Origin of the sequence: Salinicola salarius (genome assembly GCF_003206135.1) — a bacterium.
GTDB classification, from domain to species: Bacteria; Pseudomonadota; Gammaproteobacteria; order Pseudomonadales; family Halomonadaceae; genus Salinicola; species Salinicola salarius.
In genome coordinates this window covers 190,231-209,536 of sequence record NZ_PZJT01000003.1, presented here as the reverse complement: position 1 = coordinate 209,536, position 19,306 = coordinate 190,231, and the positions used below count along the sequence as shown (strand labels likewise).

Below are 19,306 nucleotides of genomic sequence, written 5' to 3'. Positions count from 1 at the left end.
CGCCGCCGGTATCGATCATCATCCAGGAGGAAAGAAGATGCGCAGACTGTTGTTGTCCAATGACGACGGTGTTCATGCTCCGGGATTGAAAGCCCTGGCCGGCGCGCTGGAAAACCATGCCCGGCTGAGAGTCGTGGCGCCGGATCGAGACATGAGCGGCGCCAGCAACTCGCTGACACTGACGCGGCCACTGGCGTTGACCGCGCTGGACAACGGGTTTTACAGCGTCGACGGCACGCCGGCGGACTGCGTCTATCTCGGCGTCAACGGGGTCTGGGAGGAAAGGCCCGATCTGGTGATCTCCGGGATCAACCATGGCGCCAATCTGGGGGACGACGTGCTGTACTCGGGCACCGTCGCCGCGGCCATGGAAGGGCGCAACCTGGGCATGGCGGCGCTGGCCATTTCGCTCTGCGGGCAGCGCCATTTCGAGACCGCCGGACGGGTGGCCGCCAGTCTGGTCGGGGCCGCGGAAAACCTGTCGCTGCCGCCGCGCAGCCTGCTCAACGTCAACGTGCCGGATCTGCCGTGGAGCGAGATACGCGGATTCCGGGTGACCCGGCTGGGATATCGCGGCCCGGCCTCGCGGCCGATCCACATGAAGGATCCGCGCGGGCGCGACCGCTACTGGATCGCGGCGGTCTCGGAAAACGCCGACGACGCGCCCGACACCGATTTTGCGGCGATCGAAGCGGGCTTCGTCTCGATCACGCCGCTGCAAACCGATCTGACCCGTCATGAAACGCTGAACGACGTACAGGGCTGGCTGGATGGACTGTCACACGCCTGAAGAATTGAGCGGTGTCGGCATGACGTCGCAACGAACCCGCAATCGCATGGTCGAACGCCTGTCGGCCGGCGGGATTCGTCATGCGCAGGTGCTGGAGGTGATGGCGACAGAGCCGCGTCACCTGTTCCTCGATGAAGCCCTGGCGCATCGCGCCTACGAGGATACCTCGCTGCCTCTGGGCTTGGGGCAGACACTGTCCCAGCCCTGGATCGTGGCCCGGATGAGCGAGCTGGTCGCGCTGGCCGAACCGCAGCGGGTGCTGGAGATCGGCACCGGCTCCGGCTACCAGACGCTGATCCTGTCGCGCCTGGTCAAGAGCGTCTGGAGCGTGGAGCGTATCGCGGCGCTGCAGTCCCGCGCCCAGCAGCGCCTGGCGCGGCTGGGCGCCCATAACGTCCATTTGCGCCACGCCGATGGCGCCATGGGCTGGCCGCAGGCGGCGCCGTTCGATGTCGTGCTGCTGACGGCGTGCGCCAGCGAGCTTCCCCAGCCGCTGCTGTCCCAGCTGCGGGATGGCGGTGTACTGATCGCGCCGCTGGAAGACCGCGAAGGGCGCCAGTGGCTGACCCGGGTGCGTCGGCGTGGACAGGCGTTCGATCACCAGCGTCTCGAAGAGGTGCGTTTCGTACCGTTGCTTGAGGGAGTCATTCGTTGAAGCGCATTGCAAAAACCGTATTGAAAGGCATGGGCATGGGAGCGGCGGATGCCGTGCCGGGCGTCTCGGGCGGCACCATCGCCCTGGTCGTGGGGATCTACGAGGAACTGATCGAGACCATCAAGCGCTTCGGCCCCGGTGCGCTCGGCGTCTGGCGCCGACAGGGGCTCGCCGGGCTGGCCGTCTATCTCAATCTGCGCTTTCTGGTGCCGCTGGTACTGGGCATCGGCATCAGCCTGGTGACGATCGCGCATCTGGTGACCTGGTTAATGACGCATCACGAGCTGCTGCTCAATGCGTTCTTCTTCGGCCTGGTGCTGGCATCGGCTTGGGCGGTCATGCGACAGGTCGGTCATTGGCGCTGGCGCTACCTGCTTCCGGTGTTGGCTGGGCTCTCGATCGCGGCGCTCTTGCCGAGCCTGCTGCCGGACATGAGCCGGGCGGGCGATGCCACCCTGTTCGTCGCCGGCGCGATCGCCATCAGCGCGATGCTGTTGCCGGGCGTCTCGGGCAGCTTTCTGCTGCTGGTGATGGGGCTTTATGGCACCGTGATGAGCGGCATCAAGAATTTCGATGTCGGGCTGATCGCCATCTTCGGCGCCGGCTGTCTGCTGGGGCTGTTCACCTTTTCCCGTCTGCTGTCCTGGCTGCTGCGCCACTATCATGCGATCACGCTGATGGCGATCGTCGGTTTCATCCTGGGTTCGCTGCCGCAACTCTGGCCCTGGAGGCAGATTGCAAGCTACCGCCTGGGCGCCGATGGCCAGCAGGTGGCGCTGGCTTATCACTACTTGATGCCTGCGGATTACACTGCGGTAACCGGGCAACCGTCCCAGTGGCTGCTGGCGGCCGTGTTGATCATCATCGGCATCGTGGTGGTAATGTGCCTTGGAGAGCGCAGGAAGACATCGTCATGACATGACGCCTCGATTTCCTTCTGCCCGCTTTCCGTCACGAAAAAAGGAATTTTTCTATGAGCAAGCGTCGAACTGCACTGTTACTGGGGCTTCTCCCCGTTGTCGCCGTCGGGCTGAGTGCCTGCACGTCCTCGAGCGGCCGGCCGCAGGTGCAGGACCTCTCCATCAGCCGCAATAGCGAGCCGAGTTCGACCTACACGGTCAAGAACGGTGACACGATCTACGGCATCGCCTGGCAGAATCGGGTCGATTTTCGCGACCTGGCCCAGCTCAATGGCATTTCGCCGCCCTACCGCCTGGAGCCGGGACAGCAGCTGCGGCTGAAGCCGGGTGCCAGTGTCAGCGGCGGCCAGGCTGTGGCCAGCCGCGGTGTGGTCGCAACGGGGCTCGGTTCAGGTAGCGGCGCTGGCTCGTCTCAATCCGCGACGGGACAGGTCGACAACCCGTCCTGGCTGCTGCCCGCGGAAGGAAGTGGCGCCACGACCGACGCCGGCAATGCCGGTTCGGGCAATGCGCAAAGTGCTTCGCCGCAGGGCGGGCAAGCCGCCGGCAGCAATGCCTCGTCTTCTGCGCCGGGCCCCGTCACGGCGCAGAACGGCACACGGGACGTCGCTGGCAAGGGATCGTCGCAGGGCGCCTCGGTGGCCAGTACCGATACGCGCTCCGGGCAGACCGGCAACGCCGGTTCCGCTGCGAAACCCGCTGACACGGGATCGTCATCCTCTTCTGCTTCCATGAGTTCAGGCGGCACGCAGGCAGCATCCGGCAACGATGCGGGCACGGAAGTGGCCGGCGAGCCCAGCGGGGCGCCGGACCGTTCGGACCGGACCTACAAACCGGTCGAGAACGTGCCGTGGCAGTGGCCGGCCAGCGGCCAGGTGGTTGGCAGGTTCGACGATGATTCGAACATCACTCCCGGCATTGATATTGCCGGTCAAAAGGGGCAACCTGTCAAAGCAGCCGGACCAGGGATTGTGGTGTATGCCGGCGATGGCGTGCGGGGATATGGCAACCTCATCATCCTCAAGCACAACGATCGCTTCTTGAGCGCTTACGCACACAACGACTCGTTGAAGGTGAAGGAAAACGACGTCGTTGAGGCCGGAGAGACGATAGCTACCATGGGGCAGACGGATGCTGACCAGGTCGAGCTACATTTCGAAGTTCGCGTGAACGGACAACCTCAAGACCCACTGCAATACCTGCCTGCGCGCTGATCTTCGGATCGGCGCCCTAGACCGCTGTGACAGGGCTTTCTGGATCCAACGTCAGTGACCGCATTCGTACATCCGCATTCAACGTAGCCCTCCCGGAAGGCGGCGTCGAGGACGGTGTTCGAAAAGATGATTGGCGAGGCGCGGATCCAACGGCCCCTAGGGAAGTTCGAAACGGCAAGGAACATGCGATCGCCATGGAGCGGGATTGCCATGGCGAGGTACTCAGGTAGCCAAGATTGGGGGTAGTGGACATGAGCATGCTTGAACGGGAAATTCAGGATGTCGAGCTCGACGGTGTCGATACCGCAGAAGTCGATAGCGACGACACGGGTCGCAAGGATGATGAAAGCGCTTTCGAGAAAGCGTTGAGCCGTGAAGAAAACTCCTACCACCACAGTCTCGATGCGACACAGATCTACCTCAACGAAATCGGCTTTTCACCGCTACTGACGCCCGAAGAAGAAGTGCATTACGGCCGCCTTGCGCAAAAGGGCGATCCGGCGGGGCGTCAGCGCATGATCGAGTCCAACCTGCGCCTGGTGGTCAAGATCGCCCGACGTTATCTCAACCGCGGACTGTCGCTGCTCGATCTGATCGAAGAAGGCAACCTGGGCCTGATTCGTGCGGTCGAGAAGTTCGATCCGGAGCGCGGTTTCCGTTTCTCGACCTACGCCACCTGGTGGATTCGCCAGACCATCGAGCGGGCGTTGATGAACCAGACGCGCACGATTCGCCTGCCGATCCACGTTGTCAAGGAACTCAACATCTACCTGCGCGCGGCTCGCGAGCTGACCCAGAAGCTCGACCACGAGGCCACCGCGGAAGAGATCGCCGAGTTCCTCGACAAGCCGGTGAGCACCGTCAAACGCATGCTGGGACTCAACGAACGCGTCTCCTCGGTCGACTATCCGATGGGCGCCGAGAGCGACAAGCCCCTGATCGACACGCTGGCGGACGAGAACGAGGTCGGCCCGGAATCCAACCTGGTCGACGACGACGTCAAGCAGCATGTCGACGAATGGCTGGTCGAGCTGAGCGACAAGCAGCGGGAGGTCGTTCTGCGCCGCTTTGGCCTGCGCGGACACGAGGCCGCCACGCTCGAGGAGGTCGGCGAAGAGATCGGCCTGACGCGCGAGCGCGTGCGCCAGATCCAGGTCGAGGCGCTCAAGAAGCTGCGCCGGATGCTGGAAAAGCAGGGCCTGTCGATGGATTCGATCTTCGAATAGGCCGGTTCCGGGAACATGACGAATGCGCAAATGCCGGTGAAGACCGGCCATGCTATTGATCCGGTCGCATACATGCGGCATTGTATGTAAACCTCAAGCCGAGGCGTCAGCTGTGTTGCTGGCGCCTCGGTCGTTTGTTGTGTGGTCCCGGATGACGTCGACGATCGTTGGCGTCTCGAGTCCGCCAGAAAAACAGCCATGATTGGGTTTCTGGGCGATGCCGACGACATCCGTGGCTTGTGGTGCATGCTTGCATGGACTCGCACAGCCGGATTCGTATCGTCACCAGTGCTCAACGATAGGATATTTCTCGATGTCGCCTCTCATCTCGTTGCCGTCGCGCTCTCCCCTGCGACATGCCATTTCGCTGCTGGTCGTGGCAGCGTTCGCCCCCTCGGTTCACGCGGCAGATCTCTTGACCATCACTCAGGACGCGCTAGAGCATTCGGCAACGTTGAATTCATCGCGTTCGACGTTCAAGAGCACCGAAGCGGGTCAGGATGTGGAACGCGGCGATCTGCTGCCGCAGGCCAGCGCCACCGGGAGTCTGTATCGCTATGACTCGCTGGAGAGTCAGAGCTACGCTGGTTCGAGCGGTAGCCAGGCCGCCGCCGGTACCGGCTCGTCGTCCAGCGGCGAGGATTACAACGGCAGCAGCATCGGTGTCAGCGTTACCCAGGCGCTGTTCGATGCCACCAACTGGTACGAGTACCAGCAGAGCAAGAAGCAGGTCGGCCAGCAGGCGCTGCAGCTGGAAATCGACCAGCAGCAGCTGCTCTACGATGTCTCCGAGGCCTATTTCGAGATTCTGCGCGCCAAGGAAGTGCTGGAAGCACGCCAGGCCCAGGAAAAGGCGATCGGGCGGCAGCTCGAGCAGTCCAGAGAGCAGTTCAACGTCGGCCTGGTGGCGATCACCGATGTCAACGAGGCCAAGGCTGCCTTCGACTCGGCACGTGCGCAGCGTATCGCTGCCAAGAGCGACCTGCAGGTGAGTTTCGAGACGCTCGAGCGCCTGACGGGTCAGCAGTACGACAGCATCGAAGGGCTCGACGACGAGCTGCCGATCCAGCCTCCCGTACCAGCCAGTCGCGACGACTGGGTCGAGCTGGCGCTGTCCAGCAGCCCGTCCATTCAATACGCCCAGGCTGCGGTCGAGCTGGCGAAATCCGGCGTCGATATCGCCGAGGCCGGCCACCTGCCGACGCTGGACGCGTTCGCGGATTACTCCTACTCGAACAACGACCGCGACGAGCTTCGCGGCCATAACGAAGACCTGCAGATCGGCGTGCAGGCCAACCTGCCCATCTACACCGGTGGTTCGACCAGCGCCGCGGTACGCGAGAACACCTACACGCTGGAAGCGACCCAGTACGACTTCGAGGACCAGCGTCGCTACACCATGCAGCAGGTGCGTTCCCTGTTTGCCCAGGTCAGCAACGACGTGGAATCGGTCGAGGCGCAGCGTGAAGCCATCGTCTCCAGTCGCAGTGCCCTGGAAGCGACTCGAGCCGGATACGAGGTGGGGACGCGAAACATCGTCGACGTGCTGGATGCCGAGCAGTCGCTCTACGAATCCATCTCCAACTACGCCGACGCCCGTTACACCTACGTCACCGACCTGCTGCAGCTGCGCCAGCAGACCGGCGTGCTGAATCTCGACGTGATCCGTGCGACCAACCGCTGGCTGCGCGACAGCAATCCCGTGTCGCTGACGGAGGTCGACGATGCCGGCGTCTCGTCTTCCGTCGAGGATATCGGTGCGCGACCCACGCCGCCGCCGGCGTCCTGATACGGCTCTGATAGCGTCTCGCAGGAAGTCGACTCGACGCCGCTGCCCAGCAGCGGCGTCGTCGTTTCCGGAGGCAGCCTTTATCGTCTCCCGATGCCGCGAAGGCTGTCAGGCAGGATAAAATGACCACGATCGACCGGTGGCAGCCGCCGGTTTTCCTCTGCCCGTTTCGAAGGAAGTTTCATGGCCCGGCCTCTCATCGCCGATATCGATCTCGACGCGCTGCGCCACAACTACGCCATTGCCAGCGAACTGGCACCCGGAAGCCGTTCCATGGCGGTGATCAAGGCCAATGCCTATGGTCACGGTGCCGTGGCGTGCGCCCAGGCGCTCGAGAGCGCGGCGCCAGCGTTTGCGGTCGCCTCGCTGGAAGAAGCCGAGAGCCTGCGTGAAGCGGGCATCCAGCAGCCGATACTGCTGCTGGAAGGCATTTTCGAGACCGAGGAACTGGCCCGCGTCGAGGCCTTGCAACTGTGGCAGGTCGTACACAGCGACTGGCAACTGGACGCCGTCCTGAACCATCCCGCCGCACAACCGTTGACGGTCTGGCTCAAACTGGATTCCGGCATGCATCGGCTGGGTTACGATCCCGAGTCGTTCACCGACCGCTGGGCGCGATTGAAGGCGGCGTCTCACCGGGTTCGGGATATCCACCTGATCAGCCACTTCGCCAGTGCCGATCAGGCCGATACGTCACAGTTCGAGTGTCAGCAGCGAACGATCGAGTCCGTCCGCCAGCGTCTCGAAGCGCCGGTCTGTATTGCCAACTCGCCGGCCACGCTGACCAGGCCCCGGACTCACGGACAATGGAATCGCCCCGGTGTCATGCTCTACGGCAGCAATCCGCTGGAAGGCGAACTGCCACCGGGCGTCTCGCTGAAGCCGGTAATGACGCTGCGCTCGCGTCTGATCGCCGTGCAGTCATTGTCTGGCGGGGAGCCGGTCGGCTATGGCGCGCGCTGGCACACCTCTCGCCCTTCCCGAATCGGCGTGGTCGCCGCCGGCTACGGCGACGGCTACGATCGCCACGCTGCCGACGGCACGCCGATACTGGTCGATGGTCAACGCTGTTCTCTGGTGGGGCGCGTCTCGATGGACATGCTGACGGTGGATATCAGCCACCTGCCCGATGCCGGCGTCGGCAGCGAGGTGGTGCTGTGGGGGCAGGGGCTGAGCGTCGACGAGGTCGCGGGCCACTGCAATACCATCGGCTATACGTTGCTGACCGGACTGCTGCCAAGGGTGCCGCGACGCTACCGCGAGAGCGTGTAGAGGCCGTTCGCTGCAGTTCGCTACACTATTCGGCATTCATAGACCGGCACGCATAGAGAATCGGAAGGAACATGGCCAAGAAGACCTATCCCGCCAATCGCGCTCATCCCCGTTACTGGGGGGCCTGGCTCGGCATCGGCCTGATGCGAGCGGGGGCGATGCTGCCCTGGCGCCTCAAGCTGGCGCTGGGTCGAGGCATTGGATTATTGACCTGGAAGCTGGCCAAGCGCCGCCGCCATATCACCGATACCAACCTGGCGCTGTGCTTTCCCGAACTGGACGACCGGCAGCGCGCGGAGCTGGTCAGGAAGACTTTCATCGCCAACGGGATCGGCATTCTCGAAACCGCAACCGGCTGGTGCCGCGACCCGGAGCATCTGCGCCACCGCGTGACCTTCAAGGGCACCGAGCACATGGAGCAGGCCATGGCGCAGGGGAAGGGCGCATTGATCATCGGCATCCATTTCTCGACCCTGGATCTCGGCGGCGCGCTGCATTCGCTGTTCTTCCCCGCCGATGTGGTCTACCGGCCTCACGACAACCCGGTGTTCGAGGACTTCATGACCCGCGCCCGGCGTGGCATCTTCGGCGCGGCCATCGACCGTCATGACCTGCGTGGCGTCGTTCGCCGGATCAAGTCGGGCCATGCCGTGTGGTATTCCCCGGATCAGGATTTCGGCCGCGAGGTGAGCGTCTTCGCACCGTTCTTCGGCATTCCTGCTGCCTCGATCAAGCTGACGGCCAAGATCGCCAGAATGACCGGCGCTCCCGTCATGCCGCTCATGTTCCACCGCAATCCCGACGACCGGACCTACACGCTCGAGTACCTGCCGCCGCTGGAGAACTTCCCGAGTGGTGACGATGTCGCCGATGCCGCACAGGTGAATGCCTTCATCGAGCAGGCGATCCGCCGTCACCCCGAGCAGTATTTGTGGCTGCACCGGCGTTTCAAGACCCGTCCGCCGGGTGAAGCGTCCTTTTATTGAACGGGCAGGCAAGCGCGAAACTTGACGAAAACGCAATGAACGACAAGGCTTAGTTAGCCCTCACGGAACGAGAGGGTGGCTTGGCAGGCGGTCGATATTACCGGCGCCAGCAAGTCCAACGGGTCAGCACAGGAAGAGTTGCCATGCTTAGTTATGCCGTGATTTTTCTCATCGTCGCTATCATCGCCGGGGTTCTGGGTTTCGGCGGTATCGCCGGTGCCGCAGCGACGATCGCCAAGGTCTTGTTCGTGATCTTTCTGATCCTGTTCGTCGTCTCGCTGATTCGCGGACGAGGTCGTTGAAGTCTGACAGGATCGGTCGCCAATCGACTTTGCCGCTGACGACCTTGGCTGCTCACGATTTTGGCGACTAACGGCCATAGTCTCTAATAGCCACAGTCTCTAACAGACATGGTCTCTAACAAATACCCCGCCTTGATGGCGGGGTATTTGATCTTGAGGCATGAACGCGAATGAAATCAGGCGTCGATACGCTTGTACTTCATGCGCTTCGGCGTGTCGTTGCCGACCCGCTTGTGGTAGTCCGCTTCATACTCGGTGTAGTTACCCTCGAAGAAGACGACGTTGGAATCACCCTCGTACGCCAGGATATGCGTAGCGATGCGGTCCAGGAACCAGCGGTCGTGCGAGATGACCAGCGCGCAGCCGGGGAAGGCCAGCAAGGCCTCTTCCAGCGCTCGCAGCGTCTCGATGTCGAGATCGTTGGACGGTTCGTCGAGCAGCAGCACGTTGGCGGCCTGCTTCAGCGTCTGGGCCAGCTGCAGGCGTCCGCGTTCCCCGCCCGAAAGTTCGCTCAGGCGCTTCTGCTGGTCGGTTCCCTTGAAGTTGAACCGGCCGACGTAGGCGCGTGAAGAGACCTCGTAGCCATTGATGTTGAGGATGTCCTGGCCGCCGGAGACGGCTTCCCACACGGTCTGGGAATTGTCGAAATGGTCGCGCAGCTGTTCGACGTAGGCCACGTCCACCGTATCGCCCAGCACCACCTCGCCGCTGTCCGGCTGCTCGTTGCCGGCGATCAGCTTGAACAGGGTCGACTTGCCGGCCCCGTTGCCGCCGACGATCCCGACGATCGCACCGGTCGGTATCTGGAAGGAGAGGTTGTCGAACAGCATCTTCTCGTCGAAGCGCTTGCTGACATCGTGGAACTCGATGACCTTGTCACCCAGCCGCGGCCCGGGCGGAATGTAGATCTCGTTGGTCTCGTTGCGCTTCTGGTAGTCGCCGGACTGCAACTCCTCGAAGCGGTTGAGACGCGCCTTGCTCTTGGCCTGTCGGCCCTTGGCATTCTGGCGAACCCACTCCAGCTCCTGCTTGATCGCGCGCTGGCGTCCCGCTTCCTGCTTGGCTTCCTGGGCGAGACGCTGCTCCTTGGACTCGAGCCACTGGGAGTAGTTGCCCTCGAACGGAATACCGTGGCCACGGTCGAGTTCCAGGATCCAGCCGGCGACATTGTCGAGGAAGTAGCGGTCGTGGGTAATGGCGACGACGGTGCCCGGGTAGTCGTGCAGGAAGCGCTCGAGCCAGGCCACGGATTCGGCATCCAGGTGGTTGGTCGGCTCGTCAAGCAGCAGCATGTCCGGGCTGGAGAGCAGCAGGCGGCAGAGCGCCACGCGGCGACGCTCGCCCCCGGAAAGATGCCCGACGCTGGCTTCCCACGGCGGCAGGCGCAGCGCTTCGGCGGCGACTTCCAGCTTGCGCTCGATGTTGTGCGCATCGGCGGCTTCGATGATGTTCTCCAGACGCGCCTGTTGCGCGGCCAGCGCATCGAAGTCGGCATCCGGCTCGGCATAGGCCGCATAGACGGCTTCCAGTTCCGCCTGGGCCTGCTTGACCTCGCCGAGGGCTTCCTCGACCGTCTCGCGGACGTTCTTGCTGTCGTCGAGCTCGGGCTCCTGCGGCAGGTAGCCGATGTTGATGCCCGGCATCGGCCGGGCTTCGCCGTTATATTCGGTGTCGACGCCGGCCATGATGCGCAGCAGCGTCGACTTTCCCGAGCCGTTGAGACCGAGCACGCCGATCTTGGCGCCGGGGAAGAAGGAGAGCGAGATGTCTTTCAGGATCTCGCGCTTCGGGGGGACGATCTTGCCCACCCGGTTCATGGTGTAAACGTATTGCGCCATGGAAATCCGATAGTAATTCGCAGTGGATAGAAAGTAATTCGCAGTGGATAAAAACAGGCAGTCATCGCTGCAGCGCCCGTCAACGGGGCCCAGCGTCTGACAGGCAGGGTAAACGAGTCGTGCCGACAATGCGAACGGGCGCCTGGAGGCGCCCGTCGGGGGTAATGCGGAAAGCCGCTGTCGGCCTACTCTTCTTCGTCGCCGAAATCGTTGTACCAGTCATCTTCGATGGCACGTTTCAGACGACGCTCTTCCAGCAATGCCTCGACCTGACGCCTGGCACGCAGCGTATCCGCCTTGCTGCTGCGTGGACGTTCGAACTGCTCGTCGTTGATGGCTTCGGAAAAATCCTGATCCTCGACGTAATCCTCACGGCTCATGTTTTAGCCCTCCCGTGAAATCGCATCTCAGTGACGCTCCGGGCTATATATCGTCGAATGCCGCCGGGTACAAGATTTTCCTGGTTAAAAAAAACTATCGCCGCGCAAGGCGGCGATAAGTTCAGGTTTCTGCTGATGTTTCAGGCCGGATCGCGCTCGGCTTTCAGCGCCTCGAGTTCCTGCAGAGTCTCGATCAGACTGGTGACATCCTTCTGCACGCCGACGAAATAGGTGAGCCTGTCTTCCTCGTCGTAGACCGGCGTGATCGAGAGCTCGTTCCAGAACTGGCTGCCGTCCTTGCGATAGTTGCGCAGCACTTCGCGGCACGGCTTGCCTTCGCGCAGGGCGGTGCGCACCCGGTCGATGGCCGGCTGGTCGCGATCGCCATTCTGCAGAAAGCGACAGTCGCGATAGAGAATCTCGTCGACGCTGTAGCCCGTCAGGCGTTCGAAGCCCTGATTGGCGTAGATCAGAATGTTTTCGTCGCCTTCCTGTTCAGCCACCACGATGCCGTCATCCGAGGCGTTGACGATACGTTCGAGTAGCGCCGGGCTGATCATGGGCGGTTGCTTACTGGTACTGGCCATCCTTGCCTCCAGGCTGGGCATTCGACGGATTGTAGGGTCGATACGATCGAACATCATGCCACGGTGTCTCGGGATTACAACGCTTCACGCGTCGTCCACGTCCTCGACTTCCACCAGAGCGTGGGAGCTGAGCGCAGCCGCCACGGCCAGCGCCGCGAGCAGCAGCAGGAGGCCGGCGCTGCCCAGCCATTGCGCCAGGCCGCCGAGCAGCAGCCCGACGACGAGCATCAGCACCCCGGTGAAGGTATTGGAAAACGCGACGTAGAGCGCGCGGGTATTGCTGTCCGACAGATCGACGACATAGGTCTTGCGGCCCAGGCGTATTCCCGCATGGGCGATCATCAGCAGGCCGTAGACCAGGGCGTAGGGCCAGACGCTTTCCCGCGCCGCTGCCGGCAGCCATACGCAGGCAGCGCCCGCCAGGCAGCACACCGCGGCGCCGATGGCGCTGTTGCGCATCACCCGACGGCTGGAGCGATCGGCCAGACGCCCCCAGATCGGGCCGGCGACCATGCTGGCCGCGCCGGAGGTCACGATCAGGATGCCGAGACTGGCCAGATCGGTGCCGCTGTTCTGCTGGCCCAGCAGGGCGAGGTAGGGCAGGGCGAGCGCGCTGGACAGCAGCAGCGCCCGCGAGAGATTGAAATGCAAAAAGCGACGATCGCGGCGCATCAGCGAAACGCCCTGCTTGACGCTGTCCCAGGCGTTGGCACCGCCTTCGGTGGCCCCCGGCGCTTCGCGTATCGCGGCGGCGCAGAGCGCGTTCAGGCCCCAGCCCAGCGCGGCGGCGAACAGCAGGATGGCCAGCGCCCAGGTGCCGGGCTGATCCCCGATGACGACCATGGCGGCGCCGACGAGCAGGGTGAGCGCCCCCGCGACGCTGGCGCTCCATCCCATCAGCGTGCCCCGGCGCTGCTTGGCGATGGTCTTGCCCAGCACGTCCTTGGTGGAAACCGACGACAGCCCCCGGCCCAGCGACAGCCCCGTCAGCGCGACCAGTACCAGCGCACCGCCCCAGCTGCCGTGACCGAAAAGCGCCAGCAGCGCCAGCAGCAGGGCGCCGATCGCCTGGACGATGCCGCCGGTGACCCAGACCCATTTGCGGATCGGGCGCAGCCGGATATAGCCGGCGATCAGCAGTTGCGGCAGCAGGGCGCCCGCCTCGCGGATGGGCACCAGCAGACCGACCATCCACACCGGTGCGCCGATCGCGCCCATCAGCCACGGCAGGATCAGGCGAGCGTTGGAGAGTTCGTCGGCGAGCTTGTTGCCGAGCGCGGCGACGAGATGGCGGAAGAAGTTGCCGGGTTGTTCCTGACACGCCTCGTCGGAGATGTCGCGACACATGCGGCTGTCTTCATCACCGGTGACGCGTTCGAAGAGACGAGTGAGGCTGGCTTCGTTGGCTGACATGCAAAACGTTCCCTGTTTTCTGATGCGACGGGCTACGGACTACGGACCACTGGCTAGCGCCTAGCGCCTAGCGCCTAGCGCCTAGCGCCTAGCGCCGGCTTCGGGGCGCTATAAACAGCAGCTACGAGCGGCGAATGCGTTGGGGTCACCGCTTGAGCGAGGCGTTCCAACGAGCGCATCATGTCTTTTTATCGTTGTCGGCACGGTTGTCAAAGGCTCGGGAGAAACAGAAGGATGGCCAAGGTTCGTATTCATTATTGTACCCAATGCCAGTGGCTGCTGCGTGCCGGCTGGTACGCCCAGGAACTGCTGCAGACCTTCGGCGAGGATCTCGAACAGGTCGCCCTGGCGCCCAGTCATGGCGGACACTTCGAAGTGCTCTACGACGAAGAGACGCTGTGGGAGCGCAAGCGCGACGGCGGCTTTCCCGATATCAAGGAACTGAAGCGGCGCGTACGCGATCGCCTCGACCCCGAACGGGATCTGGGGCATACGGATAGAGCTTGACGCTGGAAGAGCGGCGCTACGCGCCTGGAAGCGGGAAGAAAAAGCAAAGCCAACCCCTTACGGCAATAGCGATAATCGCATCCTGTCTTCGGGCTTCGGGCTTTGCGGATTTCCGGAGGCCACACTCTGCTTTTCGCGGCTCGCGGCGCGTCTCACCACCAACGCTTGCGCTTGAGCAGCCACATCACCCCGCCGCCGACCAGGACGGTAATGGTGAGAAAGATCAGGAAGCCGTAGGGGCTTTCGGCGCCGGGGATGCCGCCGACGTTGATGCCCAGCAGGCCGGTCAGGAAACTCAGCGGCAGGAACACGGTGGTGACGATCGCCAGCATGTACATCCGCTGATTCAGCCGCTCGTTGTGTTCGCTGAAGAGCTGTTCCTGCAGGATCAGGGCGCGCTCCTGCATGGCGTGGAAGTCTTCCACATAGCGTGAAAGCTGGTTGGCGCTTTCGCGGATCGATACCTTGGTGTCCTCGTCGAACCACTCCGGCCCGTGGGCGATCTGATCCAGGCAGTCCCGCTGCGGGCCCATGAAGCGCCGCAAGGTGATCAGCGTGCGTCGCAGCCGGGAGAGGTCGTCCGGCTCGATCTCGCCATTGCTCAACTGATCCTCCTCGAGTTCGCCCAGGCGGTCGTCGAGCTCATGGGCGACATCGCCGACCCTGTCCACCAGGGTCTCCGTCAGCCACGCCAGCAGGTCCGGTACCGAAAGCGCGCCGTCGCCGTTGTCGATGCGTTCGCGTACGTCACCGACCGATTTCAGCGGCCGTCGGCGCAGCGTGATCAGGCGGTTGGGCGCAATCCAGATGCGCAACGAAATGAGGTCTTCCGGCGCGGCACCCGGGTTGAGGTTGATACCGCGCAGCGTGCTGACGGCACCATTGCGGAACTTGGCGACGCGGGGGCGGGTATCCTCTTCCAGCAGCGCCTCGATCGGTGCCTCGTCGAGCCCGGCGATATCCAGGAGGTAGGTGCGAACGTCTTCATGCCGGAAATCGAGATGCATCCACAGCGGGCGCTGGGGATCGGCCCAGGCCTCGCGCAGTTGGCGAACGCTGAGCAGGGTGCCGCCGCCTTTTCCGTCCAGTTCGTAGGCGGCGACCAGCGCCGTTTCTGCCTCCATCGTCAACCTCCTTGTCGAAGCGTGTCTCGTCTCGCCGTGCCGCGAGTCTTTTCAAGGCGTTAACGATAGCACGCCGGCGAAATCGCGGGGCATGACGGCTGGCGCGGATCCAGGCCGGCGGGAAACAGGCTCGATGCGAAGAGGATCACGTTTCCTCGTCCGAGGGAGAGAGCATCGGTTCCAGTTTCGGCCAGACGTTCTCGAGAATGATCGGCTGTGCCTCGGCAGTGGGGTGGATACCGTCACTCTGAAGCATGCCGTCGAGGTCGACACCCTCGAGCAGAAACGGCACCAACGGCACGTCGTGCTCGCTGGCCAGTTGGGTGAAGACTTCACGGAAGGCCTGGGTATAGGCGGGGCCGTAGTTGGGCGGCACTTCGATACCCAGCAGTAGGACCTCGGCGCCTGCCTCCTGGCTGCGTTCGATCATCTTGGCCAGATTGACCTGCATCTGCTGGGGGGAGAGCCCGCGCAGGCCATCGTTGCCACCGAGTTCCAGCAGAACGATATCGGGATGGTACTGTCTCAGAATGTCGGGTAGCCGACCCGAACCACCGGATGTCGTCTCGCCGCTGATGCTGGCGTTGACGACCTCATGTTCGTCACCCAGACGCTGTTTCAGCAGGTTGACCCAACCCGCCTGCGGGTCGATGCCGTAGGCGGCGCTCAGGCTGTCGCCCATCACCAGAATGGTATCGGCACGCGCCTCGACGGGAGTCAGCGACAGCACGGCAAGACACGACAATAGCGCGGCGCCCGCACAGCGCCTTGCCATCCGGACGAAAGGCATCTTGGTGAAAAGCACCTTGGTGACAGGCATATTGGCGAAAGGCATCTCAATACCAGGCACAGGGAAACCAGGCACCATGTCTCACTCCTCGGACAATCAGCAAAAGCGAATTTTATACGCCAACCAACTCGGTAAAAGGGTGACGAGCGGGGAACGGGAGCTGGTCATCCTCGAATCGCTGACGCTGGATGTCGAACGCGGTGAGAGTGTCGCCATCGTGGGAAGTTCCGGTGCCGGCAAGTCGACGCTGCTCGGCCTGCTCGCAGGGCTGGATGCACCCAGCTCGGGAGAGCTCGAAATGTTCGGTCAATCCCTGAGCGCGCTCGACGAAGACGGACGGGCGGCGCTGCGTGCGGGACGCGTCGGCTTCGTTTTTCAGAACTTCCAGTTATTACCCACTCTTACCGCCATGGAAAACGTTATGTTGCCGTTGGAACTGTCGCCACGGCAAGACATAGCGGCCAAAAGTCGTCAATGTCTGGAGCGCGTCGGCCTGGGTGCGCGCCTCGACCACCTGCCCAAGCAGCTTTCCGGTGGCGAGCAGCAGCGGGTGGCGGTGGCGCGTGCCTTCGTGACCGACCCTGACCTGGTCTTCGCCGACGAGCCGACCGGCAACCTCGACGAAGCAACCGGCAAGCGTATCATCGATCTGCTGTTCGAGCTCAACCGGGAGTCCGGCACTACGCTGATCCTGGTGACGCACGACATGGCCCTCGCCAGACGATGCGATCGCTGCCTGCAGCTCGAAGGCGGCAGGTTGCAGGCGCTCGAACGGCAGCGGCACGGGGTCGAGGCATGAACCTGATCGCACTATCGCTCAAGGGGCTCCGGCGCGATCTGCGCGCCTCCGACGTGCGGGCCCTGTTCGTGGCGTTGGCGCTGGCCGTGGCCGCCACCACCATGATCGGCTTCTTCCTCGACCGGCTCGACCGCGGGCTGACCCGTCAGGCGGGCCAGCTGCTCGGCGGGGATCTGGTGCTGGAACAGGGCCAGGCCTTCGACGACGAACTTCGCCAGACGCTGCGCCAGGCCGGGCTCGAACTCAGCGACCAGGTCGACCTGGTATCGATGGTCAGCCAGGCGGATGCCTTCCAGCCGGCCGGGCTCAAGGTGGTGGACGACCATTACCCGCTCTACGGGCAGGTTCGCGTCGACCGGGGCAACGGTATCGAAGGGCTGGCGCACGGCCCGCCACCCGGTAGCGCCTGGATCGCGCCACGGCTGGCGCAACTGCTGGATGCCGGCATCGGCGACACGGTGCAGGTCGGCTCGCTTTCGCTGACCGTTGCCGGGCTGATCGAGCGCGAACCCGACCAGCAGGGCGGATTCTCCGGCCTGGCCCCGCGCATCATGCTCAACCTGCAGGATCTCGAGGCGACCGGATTGGTCCGGCCCGGCTCGCGGATCGAATACGAGATACTGGCCGCCGGGCCGCCGGCAGCGATCGACGGTCTCGAAAGCCGTCTCGATGCGCTGCGCGACGCGGGCGTCGAGATTCGCGACGTGCGCGTGGACCGCCCCAGCCTGGGCCGCTCGCTGGATCGGGCGCAGAAATATCTCAGTCTCGCCGGGCTGGCGGCGGTGCTGCTTGCCGGTGTCGCGGTCGCCATGGCCACGCGACGCTACGTCGACCGCCATCTGGACACGGCGGCGCTGCTGCGCTGTTTCGGCGCGTCCCAACGTCAGCTGGGCCAGCTCTTCGCCTGGCAGCTGGCGTGGCTGGGGCTGGTGGCGGCGGCGGTCGGGGCGCTGCTGGGGCTCGCCGGGCAGGCTGCGCTGCTGGCACTGCTGACGCGCTTTCTGCCGCTGGAACTGCCCCCGCCCGGCGGCATGCCATGGCTGATGGGCATCCTCACCGCGCTGGCGGTGCTGGTCGGCTTCGCCGGCCCGACCCTGCTGCGGCTCAAGCGGGTCAGCGCGCTCAAGGTACTGCGCCGGGAACTCGATCCGATTCCGGCATCTGGCTGGGTGGTGGTGGTCGTCGCCAGCCTGGTCTTCGGCGCGCTGCTCTGGCTCTACTCCGGTGATCCGCTGCTGTCGGTGGGCATTCTGCTCGGCGGTCTGGTGGCGCTGGTCGTGCTGTGGGGGCTCGGGCAGTTGATGCTTACCCTGCTGCTCGCGGTGCTGGCGCGGCTGCCGCAGCGCAGCCAGCAGGGCCGGGCATGGCAGCTCGGCGGCCGCCAGCTGGCGAGGCGACGCACCGCCAGCCTGGGCCAGCTGCTGGCGTTCTCGGTCACCTTCGCGGCAATGGCGATCATCGCGCTGGTGCGCGGCGACCTGCTGACGACCTGGCAGGCCCAGCTGCCGGCGGATACACCCAACTACTTCGCGATCAATATCCAGCCGCAGGAGCGCGACGGCGTCGAATTGCTGATCGACAGCGCCGCCGACACCACCAGCGGTCTTTATCCCATGGTGCGGGGGCGGCTGACCGCCATCGACGGCGAACCTCCGCAACAGCAAGTGCCGGAGGCGAACCGGACCGACGGCGCGCTGCGGCGTGATCTCAACCTCACCTGGCGGGCGACGCTGCCCGAAGGCAACCGGATCACCGAAGGGGCCTGGTTCGGCTCCGATGGCGCCGCCGATGCCGGCAGTGCGACAGCGAGCGACGGCTCGGTGCCGATATCGGTCGAAGAGGAGCTGGCGGGCCGGCTCGGCCTTTCGCTCGGCGACGAACTGACGTTCACCATCGGCAGCGACAGCGTGACCGGGCGAATCACCAGCCTGCGCCATCTCGACTGGGAGAGCTTCCAGCCCAACTTCTTCATCATCTTCCCGCCCGGCGCCCTGGACGGCTTTGGCCACAGCTACATCACCTCGTTCCACTTGCCCGATGCCGGCGACGAGATGCTGGGCGAGATGGTGCGGCAGTACCCTGGGGTTTCGGTACTCAACGTCGAGGCGCTGCTGGAGCAGGTGCGCGTCATTCTCGGCCAGGTGACGCGGGCCATCGAGTTCGTGCTGGGCTTCGTGCTGCTGGCCGGCATCAGCGTGCTCTACGCGGCGCTCACCGCCAGCCGCCCGGCACGGGCCCACGAAGGCGCGCTGCTGCGGGTATTCGGCGCCGGCAATCGCACCCTGGCGCGCATGCAGTGGGCAGAGTTCGCGCTGCTCGGTTTCGCCAGCGGGCTGCTGGGCGCGGCACTGGCCGAGGCTTCCGCCCTGGGCATCTACGGCTGGCTGGGGCTGGCGCCCAGAATGCACTGGCTGATGTGGGGCATCATGCCGCTATTGGGCGCGGCAATCGTGGGCGGCATCGGCTACCTGCTTTCCCGCAGCAGCCGCCGGCAAGCGCCAATGGCCAGCCTGCGGCTGCTGGGAGAAACCTGAAGCCAAAGCGGCGTCTCGAAGAAGGCTCGGTGTTCACGAATCGTTCGGGAGACATCGGGCTGACGCGCCTGAAACGCCGGATGCCGCTAATGCGCACGTTTTACCGACGCTAAAGCCAACGTGAGAAATTATGGTCCAGCGCATGACGGACTTTCATGGGAAAGGCCCTTAACGCTGGGG

At 64.1% G+C, this 19,306-nt stretch carries 18 protein-coding genes; 12 read left to right on the top strand and 6 right to left on the bottom strand.

What is annotated here, in order from left to right; translation table 11 throughout:
* Positions 1-37 precede the first annotated feature (37 nt).
* The 9 genes from surE to DOM32_RS04180 all read left to right on the top strand — a co-directional run bounded on the left by surE (position 38) and on the right by DOM32_RS04180 (position 9,154).
* Positions 38-790 carry a 5'/3'-nucleotidase SurE gene (surE, locus tag DOM32_RS04220; protein WP_110631576.1) on the top strand — a complete coding sequence of 251 codons (753 nt, stop codon included), beginning with the start codon at positions 38-40 and terminating at the stop codon, positions 788-790.
* A 19-nt stretch (positions 791-809) separates the two neighbouring features.
* Positions 810-1,445, top strand: coding sequence for a protein-L-isoaspartate(D-aspartate) O-methyltransferase (locus DOM32_RS04215; RefSeq protein WP_244179800.1), 636 nt, complete (start codon positions 810-812; stop codon positions 1,443-1,445).
* On the top strand, positions 1,442-2,362 hold the full coding sequence (locus DOM32_RS04210) for a DUF368 domain-containing protein (protein WP_244179799.1): 921 nt from the start codon (positions 1,442-1,444) through the stop codon (positions 2,360-2,362). Before DOM32_RS04215 ends, DOM32_RS04210 begins: the two co-directional genes overlap by 4 nt.
* Positions 2,363-2,418: 56 nt before the next feature.
* A complete protein-coding gene (locus DOM32_RS04205; protein ID WP_071230605.1) occupies positions 2,419-3,579 on the top strand; it encodes a peptidoglycan DD-metalloendopeptidase family protein in 1,161 nt (386 codons plus the stop codon).
* A 251-nt stretch (positions 3,580-3,830) separates the two neighbouring features.
* Entirely contained in the window at positions 3,831-4,805 is a 975-nt protein-coding gene (gene rpoS, locus DOM32_RS04200; protein WP_087717785.1) for an RNA polymerase sigma factor RpoS, read from the top strand.
* 313 nt (positions 4,806-5,118) lie between these two features.
* The gene (locus DOM32_RS04195; RefSeq protein WP_071231583.1) at positions 5,119-6,594 is read left to right on the top strand and encodes a TolC family outer membrane protein; all 1,476 of its coding nucleotides are present in this window, start codon (positions 5,119-5,121) and stop codon (positions 6,592-6,594) included.
* 183 nt (positions 6,595-6,777) lie between these two features.
* Positions 6,778-7,866 carry an alanine racemase gene (gene alr, locus DOM32_RS04190; RefSeq protein ID WP_110631567.1) on the top strand — a complete coding sequence of 363 codons (1,089 nt, stop codon included), beginning with the start codon at positions 6,778-6,780 and terminating at the stop codon, positions 7,864-7,866.
* Between the two features lie 71 nt (positions 7,867-7,937).
* Positions 7,938-8,852: an LpxL/LpxP family Kdo(2)-lipid IV(A) lauroyl/palmitoleoyl acyltransferase gene (gene lpxL, locus DOM32_RS04185; protein ID WP_110631564.1), complete on the top strand. Its 915-nt coding sequence runs from the start codon at positions 7,938-7,940 to the stop codon at positions 8,850-8,852.
* 143 nt (positions 8,853-8,995) lie between these two features.
* Positions 8,996-9,154 carry a DUF1328 domain-containing protein gene (locus tag DOM32_RS04180; RefSeq protein ID WP_071231586.1) on the top strand — a complete coding sequence of 53 codons (159 nt, stop codon included), beginning with the start codon at positions 8,996-8,998 and terminating at the stop codon, positions 9,152-9,154.
* Between the two features lie 176 nt (positions 9,155-9,330).
* Here DOM32_RS04180 and ettA read toward each other — a convergent pair whose 3' ends face one another.
* From ettA to DOM32_RS04160, 4 genes are all read right to left on the bottom strand, one after another.
* A complete protein-coding gene (gene ettA, locus DOM32_RS04175; RefSeq protein ID WP_110631561.1) occupies positions 9,331-10,992 on the bottom strand; it encodes an energy-dependent translational throttle protein EttA in 1,662 nt (553 codons plus the stop codon).
* Positions 10,993-11,177: 185 nt separating this feature from the next.
* Positions 11,178-11,372 carry a PA3496 family putative envelope integrity protein gene (locus DOM32_RS04170; protein WP_071231588.1) on the bottom strand — a complete coding sequence of 65 codons (195 nt, stop codon included), beginning with the start codon at positions 11,370-11,372 and terminating at the stop codon, positions 11,178-11,180.
* A 140-nt stretch (positions 11,373-11,512) separates the two neighbouring features.
* Positions 11,513-11,959: a PAS domain-containing protein gene (locus tag DOM32_RS04165; RefSeq protein WP_244179798.1), complete on the bottom strand. Its 447-nt coding sequence runs from the start codon at positions 11,957-11,959 to the stop codon at positions 11,513-11,515.
* A gap of 84 nt (positions 11,960-12,043) precedes the next feature.
* Positions 12,044-13,372 carry an MFS transporter gene (locus tag DOM32_RS04160; RefSeq protein ID WP_110631558.1) on the bottom strand — a complete coding sequence of 443 codons (1,329 nt, stop codon included), beginning with the start codon at positions 13,370-13,372 and terminating at the stop codon, positions 12,044-12,046.
* 234 nt (positions 13,373-13,606) lie between these two features.
* Here DOM32_RS04160 and DOM32_RS04155 point away from each other — a divergent pair, with 234 nt between their 5' ends.
* Positions 13,607-13,879 carry an Rdx family protein gene (locus DOM32_RS04155; protein WP_071231590.1) on the top strand — a complete coding sequence of 91 codons (273 nt, stop codon included), beginning with the start codon at positions 13,607-13,609 and terminating at the stop codon, positions 13,877-13,879.
* A 152-nt stretch (positions 13,880-14,031) separates the two neighbouring features.
* On the opposite strand, the gene DOM32_RS04150 is transcribed toward DOM32_RS04155, so the two are convergent.
* Entirely contained in the window at positions 14,032-15,003 is a 972-nt protein-coding gene (locus DOM32_RS04150) for a zinc transporter ZntB (RefSeq protein ID WP_071231591.1), read from the bottom strand.
* Between the two features lie 145 nt (positions 15,004-15,148).
* A complete protein-coding gene (locus DOM32_RS04145; protein WP_420876608.1) occupies positions 15,149-15,838 on the bottom strand; it encodes an arylesterase in 690 nt (229 codons plus the stop codon).
* A gap of 31 nt (positions 15,839-15,869) precedes the next feature.
* Between DOM32_RS04145 and DOM32_RS04140 the strand changes: the two genes are divergently transcribed.
* Together DOM32_RS04140 and DOM32_RS04135 are read left to right on the top strand one after the other, a co-directional pair.
* Positions 15,870-16,592: an ABC transporter ATP-binding protein gene (locus DOM32_RS04140; RefSeq protein ID WP_071231592.1), complete on the top strand. Its 723-nt coding sequence runs from the start codon at positions 15,870-15,872 to the stop codon at positions 16,590-16,592.
* Positions 16,589-19,126: an ABC transporter permease gene (locus DOM32_RS04135; RefSeq protein WP_110631555.1), complete on the top strand. Its 2,538-nt coding sequence runs from the start codon at positions 16,589-16,591 to the stop codon at positions 19,124-19,126. Before DOM32_RS04140 ends, DOM32_RS04135 begins: the two co-directional genes overlap by 4 nt.
* Positions 19,127-19,306: the final 180 nt, after the last annotated feature.